A 12,806-nucleotide genomic window follows, 5' to 3' on the forward strand; every position below is an offset into this window, starting at 1 on the left:
GCAAGATTTAAGGTGCGCCATGGAGTGACCCGGGCCACCCGGTGAACCAAACGGCCGCGCACGGCGAACTTAATGGTGACGCCAGACGTCACACGAAGGGGGATCGACGTGCGGCATTCCACCGCGCTGCTCGGGGCCGTGCTGGCCGGGGCCGCTCTGGGCACGGCCGGCACGACAGCGCCGGCCCGGGCCGACGTTCCAGGCTTCGGCGTACGCCTCACCGCGCCCGCCACGTTCAAGGCCAGCGGGAACACCAAGACCCTGACCGCGGTGGTCACCTCCGACCAGCGCGACTGCCGCAAGGTGCGGTTCACCCTGATCGTGCGGGGCGGCTCGGTTCCGCTGGACCGGATCCGGGTGACCCGGTTCGAGGAGTCCGGCGAGTTCCCCACCCGGCTCGCCGTCGACGGCGACACCGCCACCCTGGTCGACGAGCAGCTCGACCCCGGCACACTGTGCCGGGGTCGCACGGTGACCGGTCGCTGGCAGGTCGGCTTCACCGGCCGGGAAGGTGGCGAGGTCCGCTTCGAGGTGCAGGCGTTCGACGCGCAGAACACGCTGCTCTCCGCCGCCGGGGCGGGCACCGAGGTGGCCGGTCAGGTGGCGACCTCGTCACCGACGCCGTCGAGGACCACCGCCACCCCGGAGCCGAGCGCCTCCGCGGACGAGGAGGCCACCGAGACGGAGGCTCCGGCGGACACCGAGCCGGCGACGGATCCCACGCCGACCCAGACCGCTGCCGCGCTCTCCCCCGCGTCCGAGGACAGCAACCTGCTCGGACCCGGGCTGATCGTCGGCGGTGTGTTCTTCTTCCTCGGGCTGATGCTGCTGCTCCGGCTGCGGGCGCGGACCCGCGAGGCGCGCCGCCAGGCGGAGACCATGCCGACCGGTTTCTACACGATGCCGTAATCCGTCCAGTTATTCCTACACCTACCGGGTGGTTTCCCCCCTAAAACGGACGCTTCGGTCTACGGTGCCCTTACCGTGATCCACAGCGTCACCGTCCATAGGGGAGGACTCTGTGACCCGTACCGTCAAGATCGCGAGCGCCGTAGGCGCCCTCGCCCTCGCCTCCGTCGCCGTGCCCGCCGGAGTGTCCTTCGCCGCCACCGACCGCGCGCCCGACGTCGCCGACCGTGCCGCCGCGGCCGGCGGCTCCGACGCGAACTCCGCCACCGGTTCCGCCAGCGGCGCCGTCGGCGGTTCGTCCGCCGGCTCCGTCGCGAACTCCGATGCCGGCTCCGCGACCGGTTCCGCCAGTGGTTCGCCCAGCGGCTCCGCCACCGGTTCGCCCGGCGGCTCCGCCAGCGGTTCGTCCAGCGGTTCCGCCACCACCCAGGAGGAGAGCTTTCTGGGGGCCGAGCCGCTCGTCCCGGACGCGATCCAGGCGCCCGCGGGCAACGTGGTGCACGCCGTTCTCAAGGCCCGCGGCGTGCAGGTCTACGAGTGCAAGCGCGGCATGTGGCAGCCCCTCGAACCGGCCGCCTCACTCACCGGCGTGACCATGAGCCCGGTCAAGAAGGTGACCGCGGTGCACTTCCGCGGTCCCGCCTGGGTCTCCGACCAGGACGGCTCCATGGTCGAGGGCACCGACCCGGTCACCGCGCCCGCCCGCGAGGCGGCAAGCGTCCCGCAGGTGCTGTTCAAGGCCACCGGCAACCGCGGCGGCGGCCTGTTCGGCCCGGTCACCTGGATCCAGCGCCTCGACCCGCACGGCGGCGCCGCCCCCACCACCTCTTGCGGCGGCGACCAACCGATCGCGGTCCCCTACCGCGCCGTCTACCGCTTCTTCACCAAGAAATAGCCGCCATCCCAAGGACCACCGTCAGGTCCCCCGCGACGCACGTCCCTCCAAGATCACCCCCAGCTGGCCCTCACTGTGGTATCCGGAGCGCCGAGACCACCGTGAGCACCAGCCACACGGTCCCGGCTGGGCCTGACGGTGGCATCCGGAGCGCGGACACCACCATGACCACCAGCCACGCGGTACCGGCTGGGCCTGACGGTGGCATGCACGGCGCGGATGCCACCGTGAGCGCCAGCCGCTGGGCCTGGGGGTGCATCGGGGGCGCTGATACGGACGCGGGGGCGCGGGTTTGCCGACTGGACCGGACGCATGACGACTTGGGGAGCCGGTGTTCGGGGGTCAGGGGACGGCGAGGACTACGGCGGTGGCGTTGTCGTGGCCGCCGGCCTGGAGGGTGGCGTCGAGCAGGGACCGGGTGGCCTCGGCGGGAGAGCCTGCGCCGAGCAGCCGGGATAGGTCCTGGTAGGCGAGCTGGCCGGCCACCCCATCGGTACAGAGGAGCAGCCGGTCGCCCGGGTGCAGGGCCACGTCGAGGACGTCCGGGTCCGGCCGGTCCGGGTGGCCGGCATAGCGGGTGAGGCGGTAACCGTCGGCCTCGGCGCGCGGGTCGGTGGCGGCGTACCAGCCGTGGATCAGGCCGAGCCAGGCGACCGTGTGGTCGACGGTGAGCAGCTCCAGCAGGCCGGCGCGCAGGCGGTAGGCACGGGAGTCGCCGAGCTGGACGACACGTACCGTCGCGGGGCCGTCGCCCGGGACGCCGGCGAGCGCGGTCAGCGTGCACCCGGTCAGCTCACGCAGGGTGCGGGCCTTCTCGCGTACCCGGGAATGGGCCTGCTGGACAACGGCCCGCAGCGCGGCCGGGTCCGGACCGGTGAACCCGGTCGCGAAGGTCTCGACAGCGATGCGGCCGGCGGCCGCGCTCCCCTCGCCCGCGCCCATGCCGTCCGCGACGATCGCCAGCGGCCGCCGCGCGTCGAGGTGCACCACGTCGTAGTTTCTGTCGTAGCGCTTCCCGGTCACGCTCCCGGCCGCGCCAGCCACGAGCCGGTCCCCGACCCGCCACGTCGCCTCCGCGATCACCCTGGCACCCCCGCACACGTCATCCGGTCGACCACACCACCCTCACACAGGCGATACCGCCCACCGCGACCAGGCGGGCGACAGTGGGCGGCCCGCCGCGACCAGACGGGAGAAAGCGGGCGGGCTGGAGAAAGCAGGCGGGCGGAAGAAAGCGGGCGGGCTGGAGAAAGCAGGCAGGCGGAAGAAAGCAGGCGGGCCGGAGAAAGCGGGAAGGCCCGCCTCGACAGCGGGCGGGCGGCCCACCGCTGGTGGGCATGCGGGAACCCCCGCCCCGGGCGTGATCGGGGCGGGGGTCCGGTCTAGCGGCGCGTCAGGACAACGGCGGGTAGGCGTTGGCCATCAGCTGCTGGAACTGCGCGGAGAACCAGGCGCCGGAGATCGGCGCGTTCGGCAGGGCGCCGCTCATGCTGTTGCCGTTGCGGGCGTTACCGGTGTAGGTCGGGTCGCACATCCGGTCGAAGCCCTTGCCCTCGTCGTTCGGGATCAGCGAGGAGGAACCGTCGGACTCACCCGGGGGCTTGACCCAGACGTAGGCGTCGATACCGCTGGCCGGGGCGGCCTTCGGGCGCTCGCCGAGACCGGCACCGGCCTGGTTGCACCAGTTACCGGCGTGGATGCGGCGGTCGATGCGCGACTCGTTGACGTAGGTGTTGATGTCGGTCGAGGTGCTCGCCTTGGTGGGCCGGGCCGAGCCGCCCCAGCCGTTGCGGGAGGTGTCGATCAGCATGCCGATGTTGCTGTTGAAGCCGATCGAGACCAGCTTCGTACGGAACGCCTGAGCGAACGTCAGCTCGTCGGTGTACTGGTTCCAGTCGATCCACTTGGACTGCCGGATGTTCTGCCCGCCGACGGTGACGGTCGGCTGGATGTACGGCTCCTGCAGCGCCGAGTAGTTGGCGGTGTTGGTGATGAAGCCGGTGACGTTGTTGACGTTGCCGGACGCCTTGGCGGCCTGGAGCATGATGTCGGCGGTCGGGCCGAAGTTCGAGTCCCAGCCGATCCAGCCGTGGTGCGCCGCGTCCACGTAGTTGTAGACGTTGCCGATCGCGCCGAGCTTGTTCAGGGCGTAGCCGATGCCCTGCACGTACCCGCCGTTGGCCTTCATCGTGTCGCACATCGCCGTGCCGCCGGCCTGGCCGGAGGTGTTGGTGACGAGGTTCGGCAGCGAGTCGATCTCGACGATGTTGATGATGCGCAGGTTCTTGTACTTCGCGTCGCCCTCGATCGCGGCGATCGGGTCGATGTACTCGCTCTTGTAGCGCGGCAGGTCGTCCGGACCGAGCTCACCGTTCGAGGCGAGCGCGGCGCAGTCGCGGCCGGGCAGGTTGTAGATGACCAGCTGGATGTAGCCGGCACCCTGGGCGAGCGCGGCGTCCAGGTGGTCACGCAGGCCCATCGAGCCGTTCGAGCTGCTGCTGTCGGTGCCCGCGATGGCGGCGATCCGGTCCAGCCAGACGGCCGTCGGGTTGTTCGAGACGCGGCTGCCACCGGGCTCGGCGTCGGCCTTCGCCTTCCACTCCGGGTTGACGTAGCCCTTCGCGTTCGCGTACGGGTTGTCGACCTTGGTGCCCGGGTCGGTGGGGACCGACGGGCTGGTGGACGGGCTGCTCGACGGCGACGACGGCGGCGGGGAGCTCGGGCTCGACGGCGGCGGCGAGTTGGGGACGGTGCCCGTGCAGGCGACGCCGTTGAGCTTGAACGTCGACGGCGCGGTGTTGGTGCCCGAGTAGTTCGCGTTGAAACCGAAGTTCGCCGTGGCGTTGGTGCCCAGCGACGCGGACCAGGACGGGTTCGTCGCGGTGACGTTCTGCCCGGACTGGGTGATCGTGGCGCTCCAGCCCTGGGTGATCGTCTGGTTCCCGGGGAAGGCCCAGGTGACGTTCCAGCCGCCGGAGATGGGGTCACCGAGGTTGGTGACGGTCACGTTGCCGGTGAAACCAGTGCTCCACTGGTTCACCGCGTAGTCGACGCGACAACCGGCGGCCGCGCTGGCGTCGGTCGCGATGGCGACCGCACCGGCACCGGCCAGGGCACTCACGGCGGCGGCTGCCGTGAGGGCACGGGCCCGGGTGGAAATGGGTCTCATGAGGACTCCTCGAGACGTGCGGCGGCGCCAATGATCAGCGCCAATGGGAGCGACGGCCAAGGCATCGGTGGGGATCGTTGGCCGACGCGGACAGCATTACATGGGAGCGCTCCCAGCGCAATGATCCAGAAACACTTGGGCAATTGCCCGTTCACCGCCGCAGTCGGCCCACCAGCGGACTCGCCCAGCAATGCGACAACCACCGCAGTCGCGCCCACCAGCGGACTCGCCCAGCAATGCGACAACCGCCGCGATCGCGCCCACCAGCGGACTCCCCCAACGATGCGACAACCGCCGTTCCGGCGGCCATAACCGGATGTGACGATGCAGCACATGACCACCGGCGAGAGCGGCGACGAGGACATCGGGGACCTCTTCGACAAGCACTCCCGGGCCGTCTACAACCACGCCTTCCGGCTCACCGGCTCCTGGTCGCTGGCCGAGGAGATCACCCAGCAGACCTTCCTCACCGCCTGGCAGCGCCGCGACCGGATCCGCCTGGTCGACGGCTCGCCGCTGCCCTGGCTGCTGGTCACCGCCGGGCACCACGCCCGCACCGAGCAGCGCACCCTGACCCGCTGGCGCAACCGGCTGTTCCGCTCCCCGGCCACCGAGATCGAGGCCGATCCCGCCGACGACGTGGCCGGCCGGCTCGACGACGAACGCCGGATGCGCTCGGTGCTGGCCGCCCTCCGCGAGTTACCCCGCGCCGAGCGGGAGGCGGTCGCCCTCTGCCTCTGGTCCGGCGTGGGATACCCGGAGGCCGCGGCCGCCCTGGGCGTCACCGAGACCGCCGTCCGTAGCCGGGTCAGCCGAGCCCGGGCCCGCCTCACCCGCCTGCTCACCGAACCATCCCAGCCCGCCGCCGGGCCGCCCGCCGCCGGCGCCCGCGTCCGGCTCACCGAAGCCCCGGAGGGAAGCCGATGATCACCGATCTGGAACCGCCGGCCGAGCGTGATCTCCCGCCGGCCCGCGCCGCCCACCTGCGCGCCGCGCTGCTGCGCCGGACGCGCGCCGAACCCCGGAAGACCCGGCGCGGGCTGCGCCTCACGGTCGCCGCGACGCTCACTGTCGCCGCCGCCTTCGGCGCGTTTCTGGTACGCCCACAGCACCTCCCCACCACCCTCGCCATGGGCCCCGGCGAACTCAGCCCGACGCTCAGCGCCGACGTCGACGACTGCCTGAGGGTCCCCGCGAACTGGCGGTCCACCAGCCGCGAGCCCTACCTGGCCATCCCGGTCGACCGGCGGGACGTGGCCGTCGCCAGCGAGGCGGCGGGCCGGACCGCCATCCTGTTCCTGAACCGCCGCGGCTACGCCACCTGCACCACGGTGCGGACCGTCAACCCGATCACCCGGGTGACCAGTGAGCGCAGCCGTGGCCTCGGCTCCGACGCGTGGGGTGACACCCGGGACTGGCTGCCCGGGCCGGTCCAGGTGCTCTGGCTGGAGTCGTCAGGCGACCGGTCCGGCTGGGTCAGCGCGTCCGGGCGGGTCAGCCACCGGGTGAGCCGGCTGGTGCTGGACCACGGCTCCGGGAAGACCACCCGGGCCCGGCTCGTGGACGGCGCCTTCGGGCTGCTGACCACGACGGCGGACGTGCGACCCGGCGCCCAGCTGATCGCCTACGACGCGAACGGCGCGGTCATCCTGAGGGAGCGTCTGTTCGCCGGCGCGGCGGCACGGATCGCGAGCTGCTACGTCAGCGACACCGGCAAGGTGGTCTACCGCCCGGTGGAGCCGGAGAAGTACACCGGCAAGTGCGTTCCCGCCGAACGCTGGCACAACTGACCCCTTCGCCCCAGCTGACCAGTTCGCACCAGGGGGCACAACTGGCGCGCCGGACCTGGCCGGCCCAGCGGACCCGCTGAACCCGGGTGAGGACACCGGGGGTTGATCTCCGGAACCGCCCACGGGCAATGAAGAGGGCGGCGATCGCTCTGGACGCGCAGCGGCCAGATCGCCGCCCTCGGCCCGCGCGGGAGCGTGCGGTCCGCACCCCGGCGGACGCGCGCATATCAGGTCCTTGAAATTGATCTTGATTTCTTGTCCGCAAGCGATCGGAATCATCCGCTACCGACCGGCGTCCGGGCTCCGGCCGATCAGTCGCCCGGGTCGGGTAACGAACCGCAACTGAACTGCGACCACCCGTCGCCGCCCTGCGGCTCAACACCGCCCCGGCCGTGCCGACCGGTAAGACCATGAGCGTGGGCAGCGGATTGCACACAGCCGGACCTCTCCTGGAGGCACCCGGCGGTACGGGCGCGCCGCCGGACCGGCAGGCGTTGCTGTTGACGGAACTGATCAGCTTCATGACCAAGGACACCCCTTCGGTCCAGCACGTGCTCGACCTGATGACTCCGCATCTGGTGGAGATCGCCGGGCTGACCGCGGCTACCGTCTTCGAGCTGGACTCGGAGACCGGCATGATGGCCGGGACCGCGCAGTTCGGTGAGCCGGGCCGGCGTGACCAGATGGTCGCCGGCAAGGTCTTCCGGGCGGCGGCCGGTGGTCCGCCGGTGGTCAGCGGGCAGCAGATGGCGATCCGGCTGCGGATCGGCGGGCAGACCGTCGGCGTGCTGCTGCTCACCGGTGAGCGGCTGGCCGAGCTGCGGCAGGACACCATCTCGACTGTCGCGCTGCACTTCGCCACCACGCTGCAGGGGCTGTTCGCGGAGAAGGCCCGGCAGTTCGTGGCGCACACCAGCGCCACCATCCAGGAGCTGTTCGAGAAGGGCATGACAGCGGGCAGCGTGGAGGAGGCGGCCGAGCTGCTCACCCACTCGTGCGCCACCGCGTTCCGCACCGAGCACGCCGGCCTGCACCTGATCGACAACGACGGGCGGATCCGCTACGTCTACAGCGTCGGCTGCCCGGACGAGATCCGGCAGCAGCTGGAGACCAACCTGGTCGGCAAGTCGGCGATCGAGTCGCCGGTCTGGCGCAGCACCGTCGAGTCCGGCGAGCCGGTGCTGGTGAACAACGCGGCCAGCACCAAGACCCGGCCCGGCGGGATGGCGCAGACGCTCGGCCTGGGCTCGTTCATCGCGATGCCGCTGATGTCCGGTTTCGGCGCTGTCGGCATGGTGCTGTGCGGCGACTCGTCAGGTGTCCGCGACTGGAGCGCCCGGGACCGGATCCTGGCCCAGCAGCTCGCCGCCGAAGGCGCGCTGATCATGGACAGCGCCCGGATGCGCCAGGCCAACCAGATGCACGTCGAGGAGCTCACCCGGCAGGCGTTCCACGACTCGCTGACCGGCCTGCCGAACCGCAAGCACCTGCTGGACCGCGGCGAGCAGGCGGTCGAGGTGGCGATGGCCACCGGCACCCGGCTGGCCCTGCTGCTGCTCGACCTGAACGGCTTCAAGCAGGTCAACGACACCATCGGCCACCACGCCGGCGACATCCTGCTGCAGCTGGTCGGCAAGCGGCTGGACGGCCTGATCCGCAAGCCGGACCTGGTCGCCCGCCTCGGCGGCGACGAGTTCTCGGTACTGGTCACCGGCGACCCGAGCGACGAGGCAGCGGTCGAGGTCGGCGAACGCATCTGTGCCCGCCTGCGCGAGCCGTTCGAGATCGACGGCCGCGTGGTCCAGATCGGCGCCAGCATCGGCGTCGCCTCGTTCCCCCGCCACGCCACCGAGTTCGCCGCCCTGATGAAGGACGCCGACGCCTCGATGTACGAGGCCAAACGCGGCGGCGGCGGGGTCCACCTGACGCCTTAGCAGCTCATGTCGAGGCCGGGACGCGAACCGCGTCCCGGCCTCGACGCCGGTCCGGGCCGGTCACCTGCCCTCCAACGATGGGGTGCTGTACTGCCTCAATCAGCGGGGATACCCTCCTCCTATCGCATTCCTGGGGGGAGTGACATGTCCACCGATTGGTACAAGAGTTCGTATTCCGCGGCGACCGCGGCCTGCGTCGAAGTGGCCGTCTCGAGTGATCGGAAATCCGTCTCGGTCCGCGATTCCAAGAATCCGGACGGCGCGATCCTCACCTATCAGGCCGCCGCATGGCAGTCCTTCATCCAGGACATTCAGGAGGACCGTTTCCGGCGGGCGTGAAGAAGCCAGCCGGCCAGCAGGCCGCCGACCGCGATACCGGCGGAGAGGGAGACCGGCCGCCGCCGATTCCTGGGCGCCGGCCGCTCGTCAGCAGCCGGCGAGGCCGCTCGGCGATCCATGGCGATCCGGTGTTCCGCTGTGATCATCTCCATGAACCAACGACGCTCCGGGTGGTTCCGCGTACCGATCCAGTCGTCGCCGACCCGGGACCACCACTGCCTGGTGATCGGACTGCGAAACATGTTCGCGGCCATCATCCGCAACTGGCCGTCATCCAATGCGCCCAGCTGCCAAATAGCCAGCCAGTACATCAGAACGAGGTTCGCGTAGATCTCGTGACGAGGGTGTTCCCCGTCAACCGTCGAGCAGTCGAGCACCTCGATGAACTCCGGGTTGTCGATCGCCATTCTCATCAATTCGACGTGCTGTTGCCGATCCAGGTCGGCGAACTCCTGGCGGATCTGACGCTGCTGGAAGAGCAGCGAGGCACCGACGCCGACCAGGGCGATCGCCGACAGCACCGCCGATGCGCCGGCGAACGTGTCACCGACATCCGCGAGTCGCTCCCAGTCGAGTTTCGCGCCGGAGAGCACGATCATCACGATCGGCACCACCAGCACCAGCACGACGACCAGGAGCACGGCCATCAGCCACAGGCCCGCCCGCGCTCGCCGGAGACCCACCGGCCTTGTCGCATGCGTCCACTTGACTGCCACAACCACGAGCATGCATACGCCCGGCAACTGGAGTCTTACCTGGAGTGATTGAGACTCGCCGGATGTGATCGCTTACCGTGCGTCGAGGGACGGGTCCTAGACTTCGGCGCATGCTCACCATGCAGGAAGCTCTGGCCCGCCTCACGGCGTATTGGACGGAGCAGGGATGCCTGATCGTCCAGCCGATGAACACCGAGGTCGGGGCGGGGACGCTGAACCCGGCCACCTTCTTGCGGGTGCTCGGTCCGGAGCCGTGGCGGGTGGTCTACGCCGAGCCGTCGGTGCGGCCCGACGACTCGCGGTACGGGGAGAACCCGAACCGGCTGCAGACGCACACCCAGCTCCAGGTGATCCTGAAGCCCGACCCGGGCAACCCGCAGGAGCTCTACCTGGGCAGCCTGGCCGCGCTCGGCATCGACGTGGCCGCGCACGACGTGCGGTTCGTCGAGGACAACTGGGCCTCCCCCGCGCTCGGCGCCTGGGGGCTGGGCTGGGAGGTCTGGCTGGACGGGCTGGAGATCACCCAGTTCACGTACTTCCAGCAGGCCGGCGGGCTGAACCTCGATCCGGTGTCCGTGGAGATCACCTACGGCATCGAGCGGATCATCATGGCGCTGCAGGAGAAGCAGCACTTCAAGGAGATCGAGTACGCGCCGGGCGTCAGTTACGGCGAGGTCTTCGGCCAGGCCGAGTACGAGATGTCCCGCTACTACCTGGACGACGCCGACATCGAGACGAACCGGCGGCTGCTGGATCTCTACGCCGGCGAGGCGCAGCGGATGATCGACGCCGGGCTGCCGGTGCCCGCGCACAGCTACGTGCTCAAGTGCTCGCAGGCGTTCAACGTGCTGGACGCGCGGGGTGCGGTCTCCACCGCCGAGCGGGCCGCCGAGTTCGCCCGGATGCGCCGCCTGGCCGGTGAGGTCGCCACCCTGTGGGTGGCCCGCCGCGGCGAGCTGGAGCACCCGCTCGGCCTGGTGACCCCGCCGGCGCCGGCCCGTACCCCGGCCGCCGCGCAGACCGGCGACCGGCCGCGCACCCTGGTCTTCGAGATCGGCACCGAGGAGCTGCCGCCGGCCGAGCTGCGCAGCGCCCGCGAGCAGCTGCTGCGCCTGGTCACCGAGGGGCTGGCCGGCACCCGGCTGGAGCACGGGGAGATTCGGGTCTTCGGCACGCCGCGCCGGCTGATCGCCGTGGTGCAGGCGGTGGCCGCCCGCGAAGAGGACCACGTCCGGACCGTGAAGGGGCCGAGGGCCGGGGCTCCGGACAAGGCGATCGAGGGTTTCGCCCGCGGGCACGGCGTGTCCCGGGAGGACCTGGAGATCGAGGATCCCGGCACCGGCGTACCCCACCTGGTCCTGCGCAGGAACGAGCCGGGACGCGCGGCGCCGCAGGTCCTCGCGGACGTCCTCGCGAAGGTCGTCGGCGGCCTGCGGGCCGCCAAGAACATGCGGTGGAACGACCCGAGACTGGCCTTCAGCCGCCCGCTGCGCTGGCTCACCGCGCTCTGGGGCGACGACGTGGTGCCGGTGACCGTCGGCACCCTGGCGGCCGGCCGGCAGACCCGGCTGCTGCGCACCGCCGTCCCGCCGGTCGCCGACATCGCCTCGGCCGAGACCTTCCTGGAGACGCTCGGGGTCAACGGCATCGTCGCCGACCACGAGGACCGGCGCGAGCTGATCGCCGTCGGCGCACAGGACCTGGTCTACCCGGACGGCACGATCGACGTACGCGGCGAGGCGGCGCTGATCGACCAGATCACCGACCTGGTGGAGCAGCCGTTGCCGCTGCTCGGCACGTTCGACGAGGGCTACCTGACGCTGCCGGACGCGGTGCTGACCACGGTGATGCGCAAGCACCAGCGGTACCTGCCGGTCCGCGACGAGGACGGCAAGCTGCTGCCGATGTTCGTCACGGTGGCGAACGGCCCGGTCGACGTCGACCTGGTCCGGACCGGCAACGAGGCGGTGCTGCGCGCCCGGTACGAGGACGCCCGGTTCTTCTACCGCGCCGACCTGGACACCCCGCTCGCCGACATGCGGGCCCGGCTGGCCCGGCTCACCTTCACCGACAAGCTCGGCTCGATGGCCGACCGGGCGGGGCGCATCGGCGTCCTGGCCCGGCTGCTGGGTGACCGGCTCGGCCTCGGGTCGCCGGCCCTGGACCGCGCCGCCGAGCTGGTCAAGTTCGATCTGGGCGCGCAGCTGGTGACCGAGATGACCAGCCTGGCCGGGGTGATGGCGCGGGACTACGCGTTGCACGCCGGTGAGTCCCGGGCGGTCGCCGAGGCGGTCTTCGAGGCGGAGCTGCCACGCAACACCGGTGACGCGCTGCCGCGCACCATCCCGGGCGCGCTGCTGTCCCTCGCCGACCGGCTCGACCTGGTGGCCGGCCTGGCCGCGACGGTCGGGCTGCCGACCGGTTCCAGCGACCCGTTCGCGGTGCGCCGGGCGGTGCTCGGCCTGCTCGCCGTGCACCGGTCGACGCCCGAGTTCGCCACCCTGTCGCTGGTGGACGCGCTGGCTCTGGCCACCCAGCCGGTGCCGGTCCCCGGGGAGGTGCTGGCCGCGGTCGGCGACTTCCTCGCCAAGCGCCTGGAGCAGGCGCTGACCGAGGAGGGTCACCCGGTCGACCGGGTCCGGGCGGTGCTGCCGCACTTCGCCCGGCCGTCGGTGGCCGACACGCTGCTCGCGCAGCTCGCCGGCGCGGTCGGGGACGCGACGTTCGCCGCGGTCGCGGCGGCGATCCAGCGGGCCCGGCGGATCGTCCCGGCGGGGACCACCGCGGGGTACGACGTGAGCGTCCTCAAGGAGCCCGCCGAGCTGGCCCTGCACGACGCGGTCACCGCCGTCACGCTTCCGCCGGTGCCGGACCTGCCACTGTTCGTCGCGGCCACCGCGGGCCTGGTCGACCCGGTGAACCGGTTCTTCGACGACATCCTGGTGATGGCCGAGGACCCCGGCATCCGAGCCGCCCGGCTCGGGCTGCTGGCCACGGTCCGCGACCTCGGGGAGGGGCTGCTGGACTGGCCGCAGCTGCGCCTCTGATACGTCC

10 protein-coding genes are annotated in these 12,806 nt (G+C 71.4%); 7 read left to right on the forward strand and 3 right to left on the reverse strand.

All coding sequences use genetic code 11. From position 1 onward, the window contains the following. Nucleotides 1-108 precede the first annotated feature (108 nt). Entirely contained in the window at nucleotides 109-909 is an 801-nt protein-coding gene (locus Actob_RS29455) for a hypothetical protein (protein WP_284915100.1), read from the forward strand. A gap of 112 nt (nucleotides 910-1,021) precedes the next feature. Then, nucleotides 1,022-1,804, forward strand: a complete 783-nt coding sequence (locus Actob_RS29460) for a DUF3455 domain-containing protein (protein ID WP_284915101.1) — start codon at nucleotides 1,022-1,024, stop codon at nucleotides 1,802-1,804. A gap of 342 nt (nucleotides 1,805-2,146) precedes the next feature. Here the strand turns inward: Actob_RS29460 and Actob_RS29465 are convergent, their stop codons facing one another. Further along, nucleotides 2,147-2,887: a PP2C family protein-serine/threonine phosphatase gene (locus Actob_RS29465; RefSeq protein WP_284915102.1), complete on the reverse strand. Its 741-nt coding sequence runs from the start codon at nucleotides 2,885-2,887 to the stop codon at nucleotides 2,147-2,149. 310 nt (nucleotides 2,888-3,197) lie between these two features. Further along, a complete protein-coding gene (locus Actob_RS29470; RefSeq protein WP_284915103.1) occupies nucleotides 3,198-4,973 on the reverse strand; it encodes a glycoside hydrolase family 6 protein in 1,776 nt (591 codons plus the stop codon). A 333-nt stretch (nucleotides 4,974-5,306) separates the two neighbouring features. On the opposite strand from Actob_RS29470, the gene Actob_RS29475 reads away from it, so the two are divergent. The 4 genes from Actob_RS29475 (at nucleotide 5,307) to Actob_RS29490 (ending at nucleotide 9,036) form a co-directional block, all read left to right on the forward strand. Further along, complete coding sequence (locus Actob_RS29475) at nucleotides 5,307-5,900, forward strand: RNA polymerase sigma factor (protein WP_284915104.1); 594 nt, start codon at nucleotides 5,307-5,309, stop codon at nucleotides 5,898-5,900. After that, the gene (locus Actob_RS29480) at nucleotides 5,897-6,763 is read left to right on the forward strand and encodes a hypothetical protein (protein WP_284915105.1); all 867 of its coding nucleotides are present in this window, start codon (nucleotides 5,897-5,899) and stop codon (nucleotides 6,761-6,763) included. The genes Actob_RS29475 and Actob_RS29480 overlap by 4 nt, the downstream gene beginning before the upstream one ends. Before the next feature lie 500 nt (nucleotides 6,764-7,263). After that, nucleotides 7,264-8,697 carry a sensor domain-containing diguanylate cyclase gene (locus Actob_RS29485; RefSeq protein WP_284915106.1) on the forward strand — a complete coding sequence of 478 codons (1,434 nt, stop codon included), beginning with the start codon at nucleotides 7,264-7,266 and terminating at the stop codon, nucleotides 8,695-8,697. Nucleotides 8,698-8,841: 144 nt separating this feature from the next. Next, nucleotides 8,842-9,036: a DUF397 domain-containing protein gene (locus Actob_RS29490; RefSeq protein ID WP_284915107.1), complete on the forward strand. Its 195-nt coding sequence runs from the start codon at nucleotides 8,842-8,844 to the stop codon at nucleotides 9,034-9,036. Here the strand turns inward: Actob_RS29490 and Actob_RS29495 are convergent. Next, on the reverse strand, nucleotides 9,009-9,683 hold the full coding sequence (locus Actob_RS29495; protein WP_284915108.1) for a DUF6082 family protein: 675 nt from the start codon (nucleotides 9,681-9,683) through the stop codon (nucleotides 9,009-9,011). The two genes, Actob_RS29490 and Actob_RS29495, sit on opposite strands and share 28 nt — an antisense overlap. Before the next feature lie 179 nt (nucleotides 9,684-9,862). On the opposite strand from Actob_RS29495, the gene Actob_RS29500 reads away from it, so the two are divergent. Beyond that, nucleotides 9,863-12,799, forward strand: coding sequence for a glycine--tRNA ligase (locus Actob_RS29500; RefSeq protein WP_284915109.1), 2,937 nt, complete (start codon nucleotides 9,863-9,865; stop codon nucleotides 12,797-12,799). The last annotated feature ends 7 nt before the right edge of the window (nucleotides 12,800-12,806 follow it).

Origin of the sequence: Actinoplanes oblitus (assembly GCF_030252345.1) — a bacterium.
In the GTDB taxonomy this organism is placed as follows: domain Bacteria; phylum Actinomycetota; class Actinomycetes; order Mycobacteriales; family Micromonosporaceae; genus Actinoplanes; species Actinoplanes oblitus.